The following is an 18,797-nucleotide window of genomic DNA, read 5'->3' on the forward strand; positions in this document are numbered from 1 at the left end:
CCCTACCTCGGCAGGTCGCGGCGGGCCAGTCCCCGGTGCCCGGCGGCGACCCCGAGCAGCGCGAACACCATGCAGACGAGCACGCCGGCCAGGGTCAGCAGGCCGGTCACCGCGCCGTCGGAACCGATGGCGAGCACGGCCGCGCCCGTCACCAGCAGCGCGGCGCCGGACGCGTGCATCCACGGCTGCGCCCGCTGATGCACGATGCGCCACGACTCGTCATCGGCCTTGCTCCGTTTCGTCCGGATGCCCAGGAACTCGTTGCGCTTGATCCGGCCCGTGGCGGCGAGCCTGCCGACCACGGCGAGGAGCACGCCCGACGCCACAAGGATGATCCCGGTAACGGCCAAAATCCCACCTCTCTCACGTTATGACCATGATGCACGTTCCCCCGGATCGCCCGGTGATCGGCCAGGATGGGGGCATGGACGAGGTACCGGAGGACTGGGACCGGGCCCTGGCGATCGTGGCGCACCCGGACGACCTGGAGTACGGGTGCTCCACGGCCATCGCCAAGTGGACCGCGCAGGGCAAGACGGTGACGGAGGTGCTCGCCACCCGCGGCGAGGCCGGGATCGACTCGATGGATCCGGACGAGGTCCGCCGGATCCGCACCGCCGAGCAGATCGAGGCCGCGCGGCGCGTCGGCGTCGAGACCGTCGAGTTCCTGGACCTGCAGGACGGGATGCTGGAGTACGGCCTGCCGCTGCGGCGCGCGATCGCGGGCGCGATCCGGTGGCACCGGCCCGAGGTGGTGCTCTCGGTCAACTTCCGGGAGGGCTTCCCCGGCGGCGGGTTCAACATGGCCGACCACCGCGTCCTCGGGCTCGCCGTCGCGGACGCGATCAGGGACGCCGCCAACCGGTGGGTGTTCCGCGACCTCGACCTCGAACCGTGGCAGGGCGTCCGGTTCGCGCTGTTCAGCGGGTCGCCGCAGGCCGCGCACTACGTGGACGTCACCGGCCACCTGCAGGCCGGCATCGACTCACTGCTCGCCCACACGGTGTACTTCGGCAACCTCGGGGCCGACTTCGACGCCGCGGAGTTCCTCACCGGCATCGCCGAGCCCGCCGGGCGGGCCGCCGGCGTCGAGCACGCGATGCCGTTCGAGATGATCGGGAGCTAGCCCGCCGGTCAGTGGCGGGCGTTGGGGCGCTTGCCCTTGTTGTGCCTGCCGCGCTTGCGGGCCCGGCGTTTGCGCGTCTTCTTCGACATGTCCCGATTGACCACCCGCACGGGCGGTCAAGGCAAGGAATCCGCCGGGGCGCCGGAAGACGAAACCCGCCCGCCCGCACGCCCGAAAAGGCGTGCGGCGCGGGCGGGCACGGCCCGCCTCAGCGGACCTCGGTGATCTCGGGGCCGCGCTCGAACGGGTCGAAGGTCTCCACGGCCTCCTCTTCCTCGTCCTGCCCGGCCTCGCTGAACTCCTTGGGGATCTGCAGCTCCAGCAGGTCGCGGGGCGGCATCGGGGCGTCGCCGCGGACGACGACCACGCCGCGCAGCACGTCCTCCAGGACCTGCCACTGCTCCTCGTCCTCGATCGCGGCGCCCTGCACCACGGCCTGCAGGAACCAGCGCGGGCCGTCCACGCCGAGGAACCGGATGATCTGCGGCGCCCAGCCCTGCTCGACGAACTCGGCCGGGATCTGCTCGCGGACCTCCTGCGGCATCTCCGCGAGGACCTCCTCGGTCAGCGCCGCGGGGACCATCGCCAGCAGCTCGGGACCGAACGGCCCCTCGCCCTCCTGGGTCTGGCCCTGCGCCTCCTCGGTGATGTCCCGGGCGGTCTCCCGGCGCACGTCGTCCCAGATGCCGCTGCGCTTGGGCGCGGCGAACACCTGGAGCTGCATGGCGCTCTCCTCGTACTGCACCAGCACGGCGACGGGCCGCCCGTCCAGCGGGTTGCCCTCCTCGTCCACCTGGGTGGCCTCGAAGTTCACCTGGAAACCCAGCCCCGGCGCGACCGGGACCTGGAGGGACCCGAAGTCGAGCCGCTGCAGTTCGGGGAAGGAGTCCTCGGAGTCCCACGGACCGCCCTTGGCCGACTCCGCCTCGGCGGGAGCCTCCTCGGCGTTCTCCGCCGGCTCCTCGGTCGCCTCAGGACCCTTCTCGGGCTCCTCGGCCTGCCGGCGACGTCCAAAAGCCACGACTCACACTCCTTCTCGACTGTGCTCATTGTCCCCGGATGCGCGCTCCGCGCCGAATCCGCCGGTGGATCCGAAGCCGTTGGCACCGCGCGCCGCTCCGGGAAGGGCGGCGACCTCGTGGAACACCGCGCGCTCCACCCGCTGCACGACCATCTGCGCAATGCGGTCTCCGCGCCGCAGCCTCACCGTGGCGCGGGGGTCGGTGTTCAGCAGGGTCACCTTGATCTCACCCCGATAGCCGGCGTCGACCGTACCGGGTGCGTTGACGATGGTCACTCCCAACTTAGCGCCCAATCCGGACCTGGGGTGAATGAAAGCGGCGTAGCCGTCCGGCAGCGCGATCGCGATCCCGGTCGGGACGACGGCGCGCTCGCCCGGCGGCAGCTCGACGTCCGCGGCCGCGACCAGATCGGCGCCCGCGTCCCCCGCGTGCGCGTAGGCGGGCAGCGGCAGTTCGGGATCCAGCCGCCGGATCAGCACATCGACCTTGCTCACGGGCTCCACCTCAACGCGTACCTGCCGGAGGACCACCCGACCCTACCGACGGCGCCGCCCCCGGCCGCCGCCGAAACGCCGCAGCCCGAGTCCGGCAGTTGACCCTACCCGTTCCCGCCCATGCCCAAAGACGCGAGTTTCGCCCCCTCGCGGCGGACGAGGCGGCCCACTCGCCCTTGACGCGGTCGCGGATGTCTCGGTTCGATAGAAACCGAACCTGGTTCTGGACAAGGGCGGTGCGCAGTGACGACGACGGTGCCGGACGCCGGCAGGCCGAGCGTGTCCGATCTGGCCTTCTGGGCGCTGCCCCCGGACCGCCGGACGGCCGAGTTCGCCGAGCTGCGGCGGCGGGAGCACCCGGCGTTCTTCCCGGAGCTGAAGCTGCCGTTCGTCAAGCAGGGGCCCGGCTTCTACGCGCTGGCCAGGCACGCCGACGTCGTCGAGGCCAGCCGCACCCCGCAGGTCTTCAGCAGCGAGCCGTGCTCCAACAGCATCGCCGACATGCCCGGCTACCTGGCCCGCTACTTCGGCTCGATGATCAACATGGACGACCCGCGGCACGCCAAGATCCGCAAGATCGTGTCGCGGGCGTTCACCCCCCGCGTCCTGGAGAAGATGGAGACCGACCTCCAGGCCGCCGCGACCCGGATCGTGGACGATCTGGTCGCCAAAGGGTCGGCGGACTTCGTCACCGACGTCGCGGCGCGGCTCCCCCTGCAGGTCATCTGCGACATGATGGGCATCCCCGAGCCCGTCCGGCCGATGGTGTACGAGCGGACCAACATCATCCTGGGGCTCGGCGACCCCGAGTACAGCGGCGGCAAGGACTACACCCGCGACGGCATCACCCGCCTCGGCGCGCTGTACGGGCTGCTCAAGGTGATGGCCGCCGGGTACGAGCTGAACCACCTGGCGATGAAGCTCGCCCGGCGCCGCCGCCGGTACCCGGGCGACGACCTCGTCTCGGCGCTGATCTCCGCCGAGGTGGACGGCGAGCGGCTCACCGACCAGGAGATCGGCTCGTTCTTCATCCTGCTCGTGGTGGCCGGGAACGAGACGACGCGGAACGCGATGTCGCACGGCCTCAAGCTGTTCACCGACAACCCGGAGCAGCGCGCGCTGCTGCTGGAGGACTTCGACGCGCACATGCCCGGCGCCGTGGAGGAGATCGTCCGGATGGCGACGCCGGTCATCCAGTTCCGCCGGACGCTGACGCGGGACTACGAGATGAACGGCCACCAGTACCGCGAGGGCGACAAGGTCCTGCTGTTCTACAACTCCGCCAACCGGGACGAGGCGGTCTTCACCGACCCGGACGTCTTCGACATCACCCGCTCCCCCAACCCGCACGTCGGGTTCGGCGGCCCCGGGCCCCATTTCTGCCTCGGCGCGAACCTCGCCCGCCGCGAGATCACGGTGATGTTCCGCGAGCTGTTCACCCGCGTCCCCGGCATCCGGGCGACCGGCGAGCCGGACCGGCTGTTCTCCAGCTTCATCAACGGGATCAAGCACCTGCCCTGCACGTTCTGAGCAGGGCAGGTGCTCGGCCAGCACGCAGGCGTCAGCTGGTCGGGGCCAGCACGACGTCCACGGTCAGGTCGGCGGGGGCGTCCTCCAGCGTGAGGTCGGCGATGCGGCCGGCGGCGGCCAGGTCGGGCCGGGCGATGTGCGCGACCTCCGCGCCCCGGACGACGGCGCGGGACACGTCCGCGCGCATCGACGCCTTCGCCTCCGACTTCGCCTTGCGGACCTGGCGGAGCGCCTCGCCCGTCGCGGCGAGGACGGCCGGGTCGCCGCCCGCGGGCAGTTCGGCGGCCGACGGCCACGGCGCCGCGTGCACCGACCCGTGCCGCCACCACGACCAGACCTCCTCGGTCACGAACGGCAGGACGGGCGCGAACAGGCGCAGCAGCACCGACAGCGCCGTGCGCAGCGCGGCCCGCGCCGACCGCGCCTCCGCGCCGTCCCCGTACGCGCGGGCCTTGACCAGCTCCAGGTAGTCGTCGCAGAACTCCCAGAAGAACCGCTCGGTGCGCTCCAGCGCCCGCGTGTAGTCGTAGCCCTCGAACGCCTCGGTCGCGTCCCCGACGACGCCGGACAGGGCCGCAAGCATCGCCCGGTCGAGCGGCTCGGTCACGGACGCGCCCTCCTCGACCTCACCGAGCCCCAGCACGAACTTGGAGGCGTTGAGGATCTTGATGGCGAGGCGGCGTCCGACCTTGATCTGGCCGGTGTCGAACGCGGTGTCGGTGCCGGGGCGCCCGCTGGCCGCCCAGTAGCGGACGGCGTCGGAGCCGTACTCGCGCAGCAGGTCGATCGGCGTGACGACGTTGCCCTTGGACTTCGACATCTTCTTGCGGTCCGGGTCGAGGATCCAGCCGGACAGCGCGGTGCCCTTCCACGGCAGCGAGCCGTGCTCCAGGTGCGCGCGGACGACCGTGGAGAACAGCCAGGTCCGGATGATGTCGTGCGCCTGCGGCCGCAGGTCGTAGGGGAAAACGCGGCCGAACAGGTCGGCGTCGCGCTCCCACCCGCCCGCGATCTGCGGGGTCAGCGACGAGGTGGCCCAGGTGTCCATCACGTCGGGGTCGCCGGCGAACCCGCCCGGCTTGCCCCGGTCGCCCTCGGTGAAGCCCGGCGGGACGTCGGACGACGGGTCGACCGGCAGCGCGTCCTCCGCCGGGGTGATCGGCGCGTCGTAGCGCGGCTCGCCGGAGTCGTCCAGCGGGTACCAGACGGGGATCGGCACGCCGAAGAACCGCTGCCGGGAGATCAGCCAGTCGCCGTTCAGGCCCTCGACCCAGTTCTCGTAGCGGGCCCGCATGTAGCCGGGGTGCCACTCCAGCTCGCGCCCGCGGGCGAGGAGCTCGGCGCGGACGCCCTCGTCGCGGCCGCCGTTGCGGATGTACCACTGGCGGGTCGTGACGATCTCCAGGGGCTTGCTGCCCTTCTCGTAGAACTTCACCGGCCGGCTGATCCTGCGGGGCTCGCCGTCCAGGTCGCCGGAGTCGCGCAGCAGCTCCACGACGCGCTCCTTGGCGGAGAAGACCGTCTTGCCGGCCAGCTCCGCGTAGGGCTCCGCGGCGACGCCCGCGGGCGGGTCGGCGGCCAGCCGGCCGTCCCAGTCGATGATCGCGCGGGTGGGCAGGTCGAGCTCGCGCCACCAGGTGACGTCCGTGACGTCGCCGAAGGTGCAGATCATCGCGATGCCCGAGCCCTTGTCGGGCTCGGCCAGCCGGTGCGCGAGGACCGGGACCTCCACACCGAACAGCGGGGTGCGGACGGTCGTCCCGAACAGCTCCCGGTAGCGCTCGTCGTCGGGGTGGGCGACCAGCGCGACGCACGCGGGCAGCAGTTCCGGCCGCGTCGTCTCGATGTAGACGGGGCGCTCGTCGCCGTGGAAGCGGATCCGGTAGAAGGCGCCGGGGTGCTCGCGGTCCTCCAGTTCGGCCTGCGCGACGGCCGTGCGGAACGTGACGTCCCACAGCGTCGGCGCCTCGGAGACGTACGCCTCGCCGCGGGCCAGGTTGCGCAGGAACGCGCGCTGCGACGCCGTCCGGGAAACGTCCCCGATGGTCGTGTAGAGGTGGTTCCAGTCGACCGAAAGGCCGACCTGGCGCCACATCTCCTCGAACGCCTTCTCGTCGACCTCGGTAAGGCGCTCGCACAGTTCGATGAAGTTGCGCCGCGAGACCGGCTGCTGGCGTTTCGGGTCGGGCTTGGCCGGCGGCGCGAAGTCCGGGTCGTAGGGAAGGGACGGATCGCACCGGACGCCGAAATGGTTCTGCACGCGGCGCTCGGTCGGCAGGCCGTTATCGTCCCAGCCCATCGGGTAGAAGACCGCGCGACCGCGCATGCGGTGGAACCGCGCGACGGTGTCGGTGTGGGTATAGGAGAAGACGTGTCCGACGTGGAGGGACCCGCTCACGGTGGGCGGCGGGGTGTCGATCGAGTAGACCTCCGCGCGCGGCCGGGTGCGGTCGAAGCGGTAGACGCCCTCGTCCTCCCAGGCGCGTACCCATTTCTCCTCCAGGCCGTCCAGGGAGGGCTTCGGAGGGACGTGCGGAGTACGCGGCTGCTCTGTCATGAGCCAATGGTATTGACATCGGCAGGGGCCGCATGCCAATGACGAGCGTCGAGCGGAGCTCGTCCTTTGATCGGCGGCGGGTGGGGGCTGGAGGACGGTCGACGCGGCGGCCGGCTCCGCTGCCGGGGGCGGACCGTTCCGGTAGCGTCGGAGACGACAGACGACTGGAGGACGAATATGGCGGATAAGGGCGACATCGGCTGGCGGGTGATGGCCGGCGCCGCGGCGTTCGCGGGCGGGTTCGTCGCGAAGAAGGCCATCACGATGATCTGGAAGAAGAGCACCGGCAAGGAGCCCCCGACGAACCCCGAGTCGCCGGACGTGGACCTCGCCGAGGCGGTCGGATGGGCCGTGGTGATGGGCGTCGGCATGGAGCTGGCCCGGCTGCTCGCGACCCGCGCCGTGGCGCACCAGTACGCCAAGGGCACCGGGGAGCTCCCCGCCCACCTCAAGGTCGAGGCCTGACCGGTGTCGTTCCAGGGGGGCGACCCCCTGGGGCGGCCCGTCGCCGACCGCCCGGAAAGGCCGGAGAGGCGGGGGCCGGAGGGTCAGGGAAGGCGCTTCTGGTACGTCCCGGGCATCGGCGGCGTGATCCCGGCGGCGTGCCGCAGGTCGTTGCGGACCTTCATCCCCAGCGCCTTCGTGGCGGACCGGTTGAGGGCGGCGCCCGCCGCCGCACCGGTGAGGAACGGGCCCATCGTGCTCATGCTCCGGCCGAAGGTGCGCAGCATGCGCTTGCGGAGGGCGGTCTTGGCGGCGGTGCCGAGGGCGCTGGTGAGCGACCCCGCCTCCAGGGGGTTGACGCCGCGCTGCCGCGCCCAGGACGTGACGAACGCCGCGCCGCGGACGGTGCCGGTGCCCTGCACGCGGACGCCGTACACCTCGTGCAGCTCGGCGATCATCTTGACCTCGATGGCCGCCACGACGAGCGTCTCGGCGGCCAGCTGGGCGGGGGCCGTCAGCAGCAGCGGCGGGGCGGTGAACTGCACGGCGGCCAGCGCGCCGCCCGCCGCGCCGACGGCGGTCGTGCCGTTGCCGGCCACCTTGACGAGCCGGTCGGCGAGCGCCTCGCCCATCAGCCCGTGGTGGTGCGCCTGCAGCGTCTCCAGGTCGCGGATGGGGATGTGCGGCGCGGCCTCCACGAGGAGGTCGCCGAGCCACTTCCCGCGCGCGACCCCCGCGGCCCCCACCTTGCGGGCGCTCCGGCCGAGCAGTGCGGCCAGTCGTCCGAGCAGGCGGCCGCGGGTCTCGCGGTCCATGTCCTCATCGGCGGTGAGCCGTCCGATCAGCTCACCGAGCTCCGTGGAGCCGTCGCCGTGCGCCGGCTCCACCGCGTCATGACGTTTCTCGATCTCTCCCGACACCCGCGGCCACTCCCGGTCAGGCGGCGCACTCGCGGCAGATCGGCTGGCCGTTCTTCTCGCCGGCCAGCTGGCTGCGGTGGTGCACCAGGAAGCAGCGCGTGCAGGTGAACTCGTCGGCCTGCCGCGGAACCACCCGGAAGGTGAGCTCCTCGTTGGACAGGTCGGCGCCCGGCAGCTCGGCGACCTCACCGGCGTCCAGGTCCTCGTCGATGATGCTGGCGGCCTTGTCGGCCCGCCGGGCCTGGAGCTCCTGGAGGCTGTCCTCGCTGAGATCGTCGTCTGTCTTGCGTGGGCTGTCGTAGTCGGTCGCCATCTTCTATCTCCATCCCCCTCAGTGCTTTATGCGCCCCGTCGCGCGGATCTAACGCTCAAGGGACCGTTCTTGTGCCCGATCCGGGCGGGAAATTCTGTCACGGTTGGTGACCTGCGACACACAAGGCGCGACCGTTCCCACGAGTGACACGGGTCACCCGGATCTTTCCTCGTTCTGTGTCTTCCGTCACATACCCGGCGCGTGCCGGCGGCCCGGGTCCCGGGCCGGGGGCACCTGCCGGAGTTCCCGCGGCGGCGGGGATCATATCGGTCCCGGCGGCGTTGCGCGCGCCGACCGGGCCGGTGTTCCGGAACGTGTTCCCGGCGGCGGTCCGGAGGGCGTGCCGGGAGGTGCTGCGGGAGGTGCTGCGGGACGTGCACCGGGACGGCCCTACCCGGCCGCCGGGACGGCGAACCAGATTGATCGGTGAAACGTCTGAACTAACGCGATATCGTGCCCGCCTGAGGTTGGGGGCGGGCCCCCTGCGGAGATTCGACCCGGCGACGCGGTTCAGGCGCCGGCCCGGGGCCCGCGGCGGGTCCGGCGCACAATGTCGCGGACATCACTGCGGGTCAATGGAGGGTCAGATGCCGGATGCCGCTCCGCTGGAGCCGGGCGATCCTAGGGCACTCGGACAGTACGAGGTCATCGGACGGCTGGGCGCCGGAGGCCAGGGCGCCGTCTTCCTGGGCAAGGCCCCCGGGGGAGAGTACGTCGCGGTCAAGCTGCTGCACGCGCAGATGGCCAACGATCCGGCCGCGCGTGCCCGGTTCACCCGCGAGGTGAGTGCGGCGCAGAAGGTCGAGCCCTTCTGCACGGCCCGGGTGCTGGAGGCCGACGTCCACGGCGACCAGCCCTACGTGGTCAGCGAGTTCATCGACGGACCGTCCCTGCACGACGTGGTCGCGCACGACGGGCCGCGCGGCGCCGCCGAGCTGGAGCGGCTCGCGATCGGCACGGCGACCGCGCTCGCGGCCATCCACGAGGCCGGGATCGTGCACCGCGACTTCAAGCCGAACAACGTGATGCTGGCGTCCGACGGCCCGCGGGTCGTCGACTTCGGCATCGCCCGGACGGTCAACTCGCAGGAGAGCGCGGTCACCGCGACCGGCATGGTGGTCGGCACGCCCGGCTACCTGGCGCCCGAGCAGCTGACCGGCGCGCCGCTCACCCCCGCGGTCGACATCTTCGCCTGGGGCGCGACCATGGTGTTCGCCGCCACCGGGCAGTCGCCGTTCGAGGCCGACACGCTGCCGGTCATCATCAACCGGATCCTCAACGAGGAGCCGGACCTGTCGGCGCTGCCCCCGGGCCCCGTCCGCGACCTGATCGGGCGGTGCCTGTCCAAGGACGCGGGGCTGCGCCCGCCCGCCCCGCAGCTGCTGCTGAACCTGCTCGGGGCCGTCGGCGCCGCGCCCGCGGGCCAGTCCGCCGGGCAGGAGGAGCTGCTCAACCAGGGCACCCGGATCGCCTCGCAGCTCCCACCGCCGCCCCCGGTCCCGCCGGCGCCGCAGCACCGGCCGCAGCCGCAGATCACCCCGCCGCCGATGCCGATGCACCAGGGCGCGATGGGCGGCCCGGCGACGCCCCCGCCGCAGCCGATCACGCCGCCGCCGATGCCGATGTACCAGGGCCCGGCCGCGCCGCCGCCCCCGCCGCCGCCGAACATGGGCCAGCAGCGGATGGGGCAGCCGGGCATGCCGATGCCGCCGGGGCCGGGCTACGGGCCGCCGAAGCGGTCCAGCACCGGGCCGATCATCGCGATCGGCTGCGGCGCGCTGGCGCTGATCGTGATCCTGGTCGTCGTGGTCCTGGCGATCATCGGCGCCAACACCGAGGAGGACCCGGACCCGTTCCCGACGGCGTACCCGACCAGCACCTACACGCCGCCGGACGACGACACCCCGACGCCGCGCGCGACGGGCGGCCTGGTCGGCAACTTCACCGGCGACGGGAACCAGCCGGGGGCCGGCGCCGGGCACACGCGGTTCGAGGTCAAGTTCTCGCTGATCTACCGGACCGGCATCGCGACGTACACCTACCCGTCCGGCGCGCAGGACAAGTGCTACACGCGCCTGTCGCTGCTGTCCGACAGCGGCGGCAAGGTCGAGTACCGGGAGACCCCGATGGCGGGGATGGACGAGAAGGAATGCGCCGCCGGGTACATCATCTTCACCGAGTCCTCGAGCGGCTCGATGCGGTGGGAGTGGCGGCAGGACCAGTCCGACCCGAGCCCGGCCGCGTACGGGACGGTGTCCAAGGCGTGACCCCGCACGGGGTGTGATCCCGTTCGAGTCGAACGCCCTGACCGGTCTCCTGGAGGCCGGTCAGGGCGTTCCGCGCGCCGGGGCGCCGGCGGGCGTCGGACGCCGCGGTGCCGTCAGCCGGGCGGGAGCCGGACGGTGACGATCAGCCCGCCGCCCGGCCGGGGCGCCGCGTAGACGGCGCCGCGGTGCGCGAGCACCACCGAGCGGACGATCGACAGGCCGAGCCCCGCGCCCTTGGACGACTCGACGCGGTCGGCGTTCAGCCGCCGGAACGGCTCGAACAGCCGCTCCACCTCGTAGGCGGGCACCACGGGCCCGGTGTTCTCGACCTGGACGGTGGCGTAGCCGTCGAGCATGCCGGCGCGCAGCCACAGCTCGCCGCCCTCCGGCTCGTTGTGCTTGATCGCGTTCTCGACGAGGTTCGACACCAGGTGCTCCAGCAGCACCGGGTCGCCGAGCGCCGTCCCCTGCGTCAGCTCGGGGTGGACGGCCACGTCGTTGTCGTGGTCGCGGCGCGCCGACTGCTCCAGCACCGTCGCCGCCACCTCGGCCATGTCGACCGGGGTGCGGGCGGTCAGCTCCCGCTCGCTGCGGGCGAGCAGCAGCAGGCCCTCGATGAGCCGCTCGTGCCGGGCGTTGGTGGCCAGCAGCGTCCTGCCGACCGTGCGCAGGTCGTCCGACGCCTCGGGGTCGCCGAGCGCGACCTCCAGCAGCGTCCGGTTGATCGCGAGCGGGGTGCGCAACTCGTGCGAGGCGTTCGCGACGAACCGGCGCTGGGAGTCGAACGCCTGCCCGAGGCGCTCCAGCATCGCGTCGAAGGTGTCGGCCAGCTCCTTGATCTCGTCGTCCGGGCCCTCCAGCGCTATCCGCTCGTGCAGGGTGCTCTCCGACAGCCGGCGCGCGGTCGTGGTGACCCGCTGCAGCGGGCCGAGCGCCCGGTCGGCGACGAACCAGCCGAGCACGAGCGTGATGACGCCCACCCCGCCGAGCGCGAGCAGCGACCGGCCGACGAGCTGCTTCATCGTCTGCTCGACGAACTGGCGCTGCAGCTCCGCGGACTCGGCGTCGGTGAGGCCGTAGCCGATCACCTTGACGTTGCCGAGGATGTTGGCCATCAGGAACGACATCACGAACAGCAGCAGCGCGCCGGCCATGAAGAACAGCAGCCCGTACAGCAGGGTCAGGCGCAGCCGCACGCTCATCCGGCCGGGGAGCGCCGTCAGCGGGCCGCCGTCCGCGCGCCACATGCCCTTCGCGGCCGGCGGCGGCTGCGGGACCTGCTGCGGGCCGGGGCGCCGCCACCGGCCGCCGCGCCGGCCGCCCTCGCCGCCGGGACCGCCGGGACCGCCGCCCGGTACCGCGGTCGGCTGGGTCGCCTGCGCGCCGCCGTCCGGCTCGGTGCTCGGGCGGGCGCTCGGGCCGGCGTTCGGGCGGGTGTCGTCGTCGCCGGGGGGCTGCGCCGTCACAGCCGGTACCCCACGCCGGGCACGGTCTCGATGACCGGCGGGTCACCGAGCTTCTTGCGCAGCGTCATCATCGTGACCCGGACGACGTTGGTGAACGGGTCGATGTGCTCGTCCCACGCCTTCTCCAGGAGCTGCTCGGAGCTGACGACGGCGCCGTCCGCGCTGAGCAGCACCTCCAGGACCGCGAACTCCTTGCGGGTCAGCTCGACCGGGCGGCCGTCCCGCGCGACCTCGCGGCGGGCGGGGTCGAGGGTGATCCCGGCGCGCTCCAGGACGGGCGGCAGCGGCGCGGCGGCGCGCCGCCCCAGCGCCCGCACCCGGGCGATCAGCTCGGCGAACGCGAACGGCTTGGCGAGGTAGTCGTCCGCGCCGATGGACAGGCCCTCGACCCGGTCGTCCAGCTCGCCCGCGGCGGTCAGCATGATGATCCGCGCCGGGTAGCGCTGCGCGACGAGCTGCTTGCAGACGTCGTCGCCGTGGACCTTGGGCAGGTCGCGGTCGAGCACGATCACGTCGTACTCGTTGACGCCGGCGCGCTCCAGCGCGCCCGCGCCGTCGTAGGCCACGTCCACGGCCAGCGTCTCCCGGCGCAGGCCGGTGGCGATCGCGTCGGCGAGCACCCGCTCGTCCTCGACGACTAGTACACGCACAAGGTCCCCCTCCTGGTCGGGCGCGGCGGCCCCGGGCCCCCAGATATGCCACGGGCGCCGTAAGACGCTCGTAAACGGGCGTTCATCTCGCCTTACGCCGTGCGATGGCCCCAGCGACGCAAGAATCCGCGAAAATTGCATCCGCGAACAGGTTTGCTTTGAGCTTAGGTCTGGGTAGGGCATGGAAACGATCCGGGAGGAGGCCCATGGGCGAGCTGTCACGCATGATCCAGCAGCGGCTCGATGACGCGTACGCGTCGCTGCGCACCGCCCACGCAGAGGGCGACGCCTACCTGGCGGACATCCGCCGGGAGGAGATCAGCGAACTGCGCCGGATCGCAGCGAACAACGACATCGGCGTCGAACCACCCCGCTGCGATTGACCCGCCGCGCGCCGCTCGGCGCGACCCCTGCCGAAGAGCCCGGGACGGCCTGCCGCCCCGGGCTCTCCGCCGCTCAGTCGCGCGCAGGGTCGAGCGGGGCGAGGAGGGCGTGCAGGGCCTCGAACGTGCCCGGCCCGGCCGCCACGGTCAGCTCAGGGCCCGCGGGCGCCCCGTGCAGCCCCTCGACGCGTCCGCCCGCCTCCCGGACGATCAGCCCGCCGGCGGCGATGTCCCACGCCTGGACGCCGCGCTCGTAGTAGGCGTCGACCCGGCCCGCCGCGAGCGCGCACATGTCGACGCAGCAGGAGCCGCCGCGCCGGATGTCGCGGATGTTCGGCAGCACCCCGGTGAGCACCCGCGCCTGCCCGGCGCGCCGCACCGCGTCGTAGCCGAACCCGGTGGCGACCAGGGCCCTGCCGAGCGGCACCTCCGCGTTCACCCGGAGTTCGCGGGTGCCGGACGCCGAGTGCTGGAGGGCGCCGCCGCCGAGCACCGCCGTGTACGTCTCGCCGCGGCGCGGCAGCTCCACCGCGCCGGCGACGGCCGTGCCGTCCACCTCGGCGGCGATGCTGACCGCCCAGTCGGGCAGGTCGTAGAGGTAGTTGACGGTGCCGTCGATCGGGTCGACCACCCAGCGGACGCCGCTGCCCCCGGCGCGGGTCCCGCCCTCCTCGCCGAGGAAGGCGTCGTCGGGGCGCCGGGCCCGGATCCGCTCGATGATCAGCTGCTCGGCGGCGCGGTCCATCTGGGTGACGACGTCGGTCGGGGACGACTTGGTCTGCACGACGTCCGGACCGTCCACCGGGCGCTTGTCGACCAGCATCCGGCCGGCCTCGCGCGCGGTCTCGACGGCGATCTCCAGCAGCTCGTCCGCCAGGCTCAGCCCCGTCCCCTGCGGGGGGACGACCCCCCGCGCCCCCCGGTTCGCCTCGCTCATCGGGTCTCCCCCAGGAGATGGCGGGGCAGCGCGGCGAAGCGCGGGTCGGTGCCGGGCGTGGCGGCGCGGGCGAACGCGAGCCCGAGTTCGGCGGCGCGCTCGGCGGCCTCCACGTCGAGGTCGTACTTGACCTCCATGTGGTCGGAGACGAACCCGATCGGGACGACCGCGACGGCGCGGACGCCCTTGCCCTGGAGGTTCTCCAGGTGGTCGGTGATCTGCGGCTCCAGCCACGGCTGGCCGGGCGGCCCGCTCCGGCTCTGGTAGACGAGATCCCACGGCGCCCCCGGGGCCGCCCTGTCGGCGACCGTGCGCGCGGCCTGCTCCAGTTCCGCGACGTACAGCTCCTGGTTGGGCTGGGACAAGGGCACGCTGTGCGCGGTGAAGACCAGGCGCGCGCCCTCGGGGAGGCGGCTCAGCGCGTCCTGGGCGGCGTCCACGAACGGGTCGATGAAGCCGGGCCGGTCGCAGTAGACGGGGAGCTTGTCGATCTCGGGGGCGTCCGGGACCTCCTCACGCGCGCGCGTGATGTCGTTGAGGTACTGGTCGTTCGTGGAGTAGCCGCTGTAGGCGGACGTCACGAACGCGGCCGCCCGCCGGATACCGTCGGCCTTCATCTGCCGGACGGTGTCGGCGAGGTAGGGAGTCCAGTTCCGGTTGCCCCAGTAGACCGGCAGGTCCACGCCGTGGGCGGCGAAGTCCGCCTCGATCGCGGACTTGAGGTCCCGGCAGAGCCGGTTGATCGGACTGACCCCGCCGAACCGGTAGTAGTGCTCCCCCACCTCTTCCAGGCGCTCCCTGGGGATGTTCCGGCCGCGGGTCACGTTCTCCAGGAACGGGATCACGTCCTCGGGCCCCTCCGGTCCCCCGAAGGACAGCAGAAGCAACGCGTCGTACGACGTCATGCCTCCATCCAACCAGCCCCCGCCGGGGTCACTCGTACCGGGCCGCGTACGCCTTCGCCAGGTTGAGGACCTTCTGGACGTACCAGTCGGCGTGGTTGTAGTGCCACACCGCGCGGTAGAGCTGCTTGCCGCCGCGCCCCGCGCCGTTGGCGCACAGGTACTTGGCGGCGCCCGGGATGGCGTCGAAGGGGTTCATGATGTCGGCCTTGCCGTCCCTGTCGCCGTCCACGCCGTACGCCTTCCATGTCGCGGGCATGAACTGCATCGGGCCGAGCGCGCCGGCGCTGGAGGGGCCGGCGTTGCGTCCGTGGTCGCTCTCCACCTGGCCGATGGCGGCGAGGACCGTCCAGGACAGGCCGGGGCACGTCGTCGCGGCCTGCTTGTAGAGGTCGAGGTAGCCGACGGAGCGGCCGCCGCCGGACGACTGGTACTTGCTCTCGTGCAGGTTGAGCACGTCCGTGCCGGGGCCGAGCACTGCCGAGACGGCCTTGACGACCTTGGCGGGGCTCACGCCGGGCGCGTTGACGAGGACCGCCACGTTCGGGACGAGCCCCATCTCCTCCCCGGACTTCTTGTCGAGCAGCATGTCGATGCCGGGCAGGCCGAGCGGGCCGGAGCCGCCCATCACGAGGTTCGGCATCGTCCGGCCCACCACGGGGTACTGGTAGCCGGTCGTGAGCTGCAACTGCTCGGCGGCGGCCGGCGAGACCACGAACTTGCCGCCGGCCAGCGCCTCCCACAACTCGGTCTTCTTGGCCGTGCCGGGCGGCGTCCAGGACCGGAACGCGGACGGGTCCACGGCGAAGGCGTTCACCTGGCGGCCCTGGAGCTGGACGGCGCCGCCCGCGACGGCCGCCACGTCCTTGACCCGGCCGAGCTTCGCGATCTGCCTGATCTTGGCGGCGGGGATCGAGCCGGCGCCGACCGCGAGCACGTCCGGCGGCACCACCCGGCGCAGCGGGGCGACCTGGCCGCCGGTGGCCACGTTGACCGGGTCGCCGGCGCTCGGCGGCGGCTCCTGCGGCCCGTCGGACGCGGCGGGCTCCGCCTTCGTCTCGGTGGTCAGCGCCGCGTAGACGCCGCCGGAGGTGCTGGCGACGGCGAGGACGGCGATGCCGCCGATGAGGAACGGCAGCGCCCGGCCGCCCGGCCGCCCCGGCGCGTCCGCGCGCGGACCGCGCCGCTTCTTCTCCGGCCGCGGCCGCTTCGGGCCGGGGCCCGGCGGGCGGGCGCCGCGCGCCTCGCCATCGCCGGACGCTCCCGCGACGGGGCCGGTGCGTGATGCTGATGGAGAAGCCACACCTTTTCCCAACGAGTCTCGCTACGGACGGTTACCCAGCCGTGGTTACGGGATCGTACGTTATCGCCGGATCCTTACCCCGTCCCGGCCCCTAAACATGAACTTTCCTCACAATCAATTGCCGAGTAGAGTCGCCGCATGTCCCCCGAGAACCCCCGAACGTGGCAGAACTGGGCGGGAAACCAGCAGGCCACACCGCAACGCGTCGTGACGCCGCGCACCGCCGACGAGGTGGCCGCGGCGGTGCGCTCGGCCGCGGCCGAGGGCCGCACCGTCCGCATGACCGGCACCGGGCATTCCTTCACCGGCGCCGCGGTCGCCGAGGGCGTCCTGCTGCGCCCGACGGCGCTCACCGCCGTCCGCTCCGTCGACACCGCGACCGGGCTCGTCACCGTCGAGGCCGGGCTCCCGATGCACGCGCTCAACCGCGTCCTGGACGAGCACGGGCTCGCGCTGGCGAACATGGGCGACATCCAGGAGCAGACCGTCGCCGGAGCCCTGCAGACCGCCACGCACGGCACGGGACGCGACAGCGCCGGGCTCGCCTCCCAGGTCGCCGCGCTCGACCTCGTCCTCGCCGACGGCACCGCCGTGACGTGCTCCCCGCAGGAGCGCCCCGACCTGTTCGACGCGGCCCGCGCGGGTCTCGGCGCGCTCGGCATCGTCACCGCCATCACGTGGCGGACCGTCCCTGCGTTCGTCCTGCGCGCGCAGGAGGAGCCCATGAAGTGGGACGAGGTGCTCTCGCGCGTGGACGAGTTCGACGCCGCCAACGAGCACTTCGAGTTCTACTGGTTCCCGCACACCGAGGGCTGCCTGACCAAGCGCAACAACCGCGTCGAGGGCCCGCCCGAGCCGCTGTCCAAATTCCGGTACTGGATGGACGACCAGTTCCTGTCGAACACGGTCTTCGGGCTCATCAACAAGGTCACGCACCTGGCGCCCGCCACCACGCCGTACGTGAACCGCATCTCCGCCAAAGCGCTCGGGGCGCGCACCTACAGCGACACGTCCTACAAAGTCTTCACCAGCCCGCGGACCGTCCGCTTCAAAGAGCAGGAGTACGCGATCCCGCGCGAGGAGCTCGTCCCTGCGCTGCGCGAGCTCCGCGCCCTGTTCGCCAAGCGCGACTGGCGGATCAGCTTCCCCATCGAGGTCCGGCTGCTGCCGCAGGAGGACGCCTGGCTGTCGATGGCCCACGGGCGGCGGAGCGCGTTCATCGCCGTGCACGTCTACCACCGCGACCCGCACGAGGACTACTTCCGCGGCGTGGAGGAACTCCTGACCACGCTCGGCGGGCGCCCGCACTGGGGCAAGCTCCACACGCGGGACGCCTCCTATCTGGAGAAGGTCTATCCGCGCTTCGGCGACTTCCGCGCCCTGCGCGACGAGCTCGACCCCGAGCGCCGCTTCGCCAACCCCTACACGCGGCAGGTGTTCGGCGACTAGCCGCCCGGGGTCTGCGGGGGCTGCACGCCCTGGCCGCCCTGGCCTCCGCCTCCGCCCGTGCCGCCGTCCTGGCCGCCGTCCTGCGGTCCGTCGGTCGGCGCCGGCGTCTCCGGGGTGGTCGGCACCGTCGTCGTCGGCTGCTCCGTGGGCCGCCCGGTCGGCCCGTCGGTCGGCTGGGGCGCCGGCGTGGTCGGCTCGGTCGAAGGGGCGCCGCCCGTGGGCGTCCGGCTCGGCGTGACCCCGGGCTCGGTGGGGCCGTCCGACGGGTTCTGCGACGGGGTGCCGTCCGGCTGCCCGCCGCCGCCGTCCAGCACGCTGGTGACGGTGAGCCCCCGCTTGCCGCCCCCGCCGATGGGCTCGCCGGTGGCCGCCTCGTAGGCCGTGATCCCGCCGATGACGATGGCGAACACGGCCGCCGACGACACCGCCAGCTTCACCCAGTGCGCCCTGGCCCACTCGACCGTGCTCTGCCACGCCGTCCGGCGGACGACCTCGCGGACCGCGTCCTCGCCGGCCTCCTCGGCGAGCGAGCCCGCGACCGCGTCGACCGGATCGAGGCGCGTGGCGCCGGGGTCGCCGCCCGGATCGAGCCGGGTGGCGTTCGGGTCGCCGAACGGGGCGTCGAACCGGGTGGCGTTCGGGTCCCCGGACCACACCACGGTCCGGGTCGGGTCGGCGCTCGTCGCCTCGTCCGCCGCGCCCTCGGCGGCCGCCCGCCGCCGCACCGCCGACTGCAGGTGCGTCAGCTCCTTGATCTGGTCCCGGCCCTGGTCGAGGTAGTGCTTGCCGACCGCCGACCCGGCCGTCGAGATCACGCTCATCAGCGCGGCGCCGATGATCGTCCCGTACACGCCCAGGTAGGACGCCCCCAGCGCGGCGACCGCCGTCGCCACCGCACTCGCGATCAGCTGCGTCGTGCTGAGATCCGGCAGCTTGCGCGGCATCCCCTGGCTCACCCCTGTCCCCGTAGGCCGACCCGCCGCCGACCCGCCGCCGGTCCGGATCGGCGGGCGCCGCACAGGCCCTGACTATTC

18 protein-coding genes are annotated in these 18,797 nt (G+C 72.9%); 6 read left to right on the forward strand and 12 right to left on the reverse strand.

The features are described from left to right. Positions 1-2 precede the first annotated feature (2 nt). Positions 3-350 (reverse strand): SdpI family protein, encoded by a 348-nt coding sequence (locus tag ABFX46_RS20215; RefSeq protein WP_346044137.1) that lies wholly within the window; start codon positions 348-350, stop codon positions 3-5. Positions 351-424: 74 nt separating this feature from the next. Here ABFX46_RS20215 and ABFX46_RS20220 point away from each other — a divergent pair, with 74 nt between their 5' ends. Further along, a complete protein-coding gene (locus tag ABFX46_RS20220; RefSeq protein WP_346044138.1) occupies positions 425-1,126 on the forward strand; it encodes a PIG-L deacetylase family protein in 702 nt (233 codons plus the stop codon). A gap of 208 nt (positions 1,127-1,334) precedes the next feature. Here ABFX46_RS20220 and ABFX46_RS20225 read toward each other — a convergent pair whose 3' ends face one another. Together ABFX46_RS20225 and dut are read right to left on the reverse strand one after the other, a co-directional pair. Further along, on the reverse strand, positions 1,335-2,147 hold the full coding sequence (locus tag ABFX46_RS20225; protein ID WP_346044139.1) for a DUF3710 domain-containing protein: 813 nt from the start codon (positions 2,145-2,147) through the stop codon (positions 1,335-1,337). Positions 2,148-2,150: 3 nt separating this feature from the next. Beyond that, positions 2,151-2,642 (reverse strand): dUTP diphosphatase, encoded by a 492-nt coding sequence (dut, locus tag ABFX46_RS20230; protein WP_338071394.1) that lies wholly within the window; start codon positions 2,640-2,642, stop codon positions 2,151-2,153. 243 nt (positions 2,643-2,885) lie between these two features. Between dut and ABFX46_RS20235 the strand changes: the two genes are divergently transcribed. Further along, positions 2,886-4,172, forward strand: coding sequence for a cytochrome P450 (locus tag ABFX46_RS20235; protein ID WP_346044140.1), 1,287 nt, complete (start codon positions 2,886-2,888; stop codon positions 4,170-4,172). Between the two features lie 31 nt (positions 4,173-4,203). Here the strand turns inward: ABFX46_RS20235 and valS are convergent, their stop codons facing one another. Beyond that, positions 4,204-6,729 (reverse strand): valine--tRNA ligase, encoded by a 2,526-nt coding sequence (valS, locus tag ABFX46_RS20240; protein WP_346044141.1) that lies wholly within the window; start codon positions 6,727-6,729, stop codon positions 4,204-4,206. 177 nt (positions 6,730-6,906) lie between these two features. Here valS and ABFX46_RS20245 point away from each other — a divergent pair, with 177 nt between their 5' ends. After that, entirely contained in the window at positions 6,907-7,194 is a 288-nt protein-coding gene (locus ABFX46_RS20245; RefSeq protein ID WP_131943917.1) for a DUF4235 domain-containing protein, read from the forward strand. A gap of 83 nt (positions 7,195-7,277) precedes the next feature. Here the strand turns inward: ABFX46_RS20245 and ABFX46_RS20250 are convergent, their stop codons facing one another. Then, positions 7,278-8,093 carry a hypothetical protein gene (locus ABFX46_RS20250; protein WP_428831286.1) on the reverse strand — a complete coding sequence of 272 codons (816 nt, stop codon included), beginning with the start codon at positions 8,091-8,093 and terminating at the stop codon, positions 7,278-7,280. A gap of 16 nt (positions 8,094-8,109) precedes the next feature. After that, positions 8,110-8,406, reverse strand: a complete 297-nt coding sequence (locus tag ABFX46_RS20255; RefSeq protein WP_067488409.1) for a DUF4193 domain-containing protein — start codon at positions 8,404-8,406, stop codon at positions 8,110-8,112. A gap of 587 nt (positions 8,407-8,993) precedes the next feature. Here ABFX46_RS20255 and ABFX46_RS20260 point away from each other — a divergent pair. Then, positions 8,994-10,673: a serine/threonine-protein kinase gene (locus ABFX46_RS20260; protein WP_346044142.1), complete on the forward strand. Its 1,680-nt coding sequence runs from the start codon at positions 8,994-8,996 to the stop codon at positions 10,671-10,673. Positions 10,674-10,786: 113 nt separating this feature from the next. Here ABFX46_RS20260 and ABFX46_RS20265 read toward each other — a convergent pair whose 3' ends face one another. Both ABFX46_RS20265 and ABFX46_RS20270 read right to left on the reverse strand, forming a co-directional pair. Then, positions 10,787-12,139: a sensor histidine kinase gene (locus ABFX46_RS20265; protein ID WP_346044143.1), complete on the reverse strand. Its 1,353-nt coding sequence runs from the start codon at positions 12,137-12,139 to the stop codon at positions 10,787-10,789. After that, the gene (locus ABFX46_RS20270) at positions 12,136-12,789 is read right to left on the reverse strand and encodes a response regulator transcription factor (protein WP_131944530.1); all 654 of its coding nucleotides are present in this window, start codon (positions 12,787-12,789) and stop codon (positions 12,136-12,138) included. The genes ABFX46_RS20265 and ABFX46_RS20270 overlap by 4 nt, the downstream gene beginning before the upstream one ends. Before the next feature lie 206 nt (positions 12,790-12,995). Here ABFX46_RS20270 and ABFX46_RS20275 point away from each other — a divergent pair, with 206 nt between their 5' ends. Then, positions 12,996-13,172, forward strand: a complete 177-nt coding sequence (locus ABFX46_RS20275) for a hypothetical protein (protein WP_165965549.1) — start codon at positions 12,996-12,998, stop codon at positions 13,170-13,172. Between the two features lie 73 nt (positions 13,173-13,245). Here the strand turns inward: ABFX46_RS20275 and ABFX46_RS20280 are convergent, their stop codons facing one another. From ABFX46_RS20280 to ABFX46_RS20290, 3 genes are read right to left on the reverse strand one after another with little or no spacing between them, the layout of a single operon-like run. Beyond that, complete coding sequence (locus ABFX46_RS20280; RefSeq protein WP_428831287.1) at positions 13,246-14,109, reverse strand: inositol monophosphatase family protein; 864 nt, start codon at positions 14,107-14,109, stop codon at positions 13,246-13,248. Then, positions 14,106-15,014: a ferrochelatase gene (locus ABFX46_RS20285; protein WP_346044144.1), complete on the reverse strand. Its 909-nt coding sequence runs from the start codon at positions 15,012-15,014 to the stop codon at positions 14,106-14,108. The genes ABFX46_RS20280 and ABFX46_RS20285 overlap by 4 nt, the downstream gene beginning before the upstream one ends. A gap of 28 nt (positions 15,015-15,042) precedes the next feature. Then, positions 15,043-16,314, reverse strand: a complete 1,272-nt coding sequence (locus tag ABFX46_RS20290) for a lytic transglycosylase domain-containing protein (protein WP_346044145.1) — start codon at positions 16,312-16,314, stop codon at positions 15,043-15,045. A 138-nt stretch (positions 16,315-16,452) separates the two neighbouring features. On the opposite strand from ABFX46_RS20290, the gene ABFX46_RS20295 reads away from it, so the two are divergent. Beyond that, positions 16,453-17,763 carry a D-arabinono-1,4-lactone oxidase gene (locus ABFX46_RS20295; protein ID WP_346044146.1) on the forward strand — a complete coding sequence of 437 codons (1,311 nt, stop codon included), beginning with the start codon at positions 16,453-16,455 and terminating at the stop codon, positions 17,761-17,763. On the opposite strand, the gene ABFX46_RS20300 is transcribed toward ABFX46_RS20295, so the two are convergent. Then, positions 17,760-18,707 (reverse strand): hypothetical protein, encoded by a 948-nt coding sequence (locus ABFX46_RS20300; RefSeq protein ID WP_346044147.1) that lies wholly within the window; start codon positions 18,705-18,707, stop codon positions 17,760-17,762. The two genes, ABFX46_RS20295 and ABFX46_RS20300, sit on opposite strands and share 4 nt — an antisense overlap. Between the last annotated feature and the right edge of the window lie 90 nt (positions 18,708-18,797).

It is taken from the genome of Actinomadura chokoriensis, assembly GCF_039529475.1.
Classification (GTDB): domain Bacteria; phylum Actinomycetota; class Actinomycetes; order Streptosporangiales; family Streptosporangiaceae; genus Spirillospora; species Spirillospora bangladeshensis.

Bases quoted from the DNA above. Each gene is read 5' to 3' on its own strand.
- ABFX46_RS20260 (WP_346044142.1), top strand. From the start codon at position 8,994: ATGCCGGATGCCGCTCCGCTGGAGCCGGGCGATCCTAGGGCACTCGGA.
- ABFX46_RS20220 (WP_346044138.1), top strand. From the start codon at position 425: ATGGACGAGGTACCGGAGGACTGGGACCGGGCCCTGGCGATCGTGGCG.
- ABFX46_RS20245 (WP_131943917.1), top strand. From the start codon at position 6,907: ATGGCGGATAAGGGCGACATCGGCTGGCGGGTGATGGCCGGCGCCGCG.
- ABFX46_RS20300 (WP_346044147.1), bottom strand. From the start codon at position 18,707: ATGCCGCGCAAGCTGCCGGATCTCAGCACGACGCAGCTGATCGCGAGT.
- ABFX46_RS20275 (WP_165965549.1), top strand. From the start codon at position 12,996: ATGGGCGAGCTGTCACGCATGATCCAGCAGCGGCTCGATGACGCGTAC.
- ABFX46_RS20295 (WP_346044146.1), top strand. From the start codon at position 16,453: ATGTCCCCCGAGAACCCCCGAACGTGGCAGAACTGGGCGGGAAACCAG.
- ABFX46_RS20280 (WP_428831287.1), bottom strand. From the start codon at position 14,109: ATGAGCGAGGCGAACCGGGGGGCGCGGGGGGTCGTCCCCCCGCAGGGG.
- valS (WP_346044141.1), bottom strand. From the start codon at position 6,729: ATGACAGAGCAGCCGCGTACTCCGCACGTCCCTCCGAAGCCCTCCCTG.
- ABFX46_RS20255 (WP_067488409.1), bottom strand. From the start codon at position 8,406: ATGGCGACCGACTACGACAGCCCACGCAAGACAGACGACGATCTCAGC.
- ABFX46_RS20285 (WP_346044144.1), bottom strand. From the start codon at position 15,014: ATGACGTCGTACGACGCGTTGCTTCTGCTGTCCTTCGGGGGACCGGAG.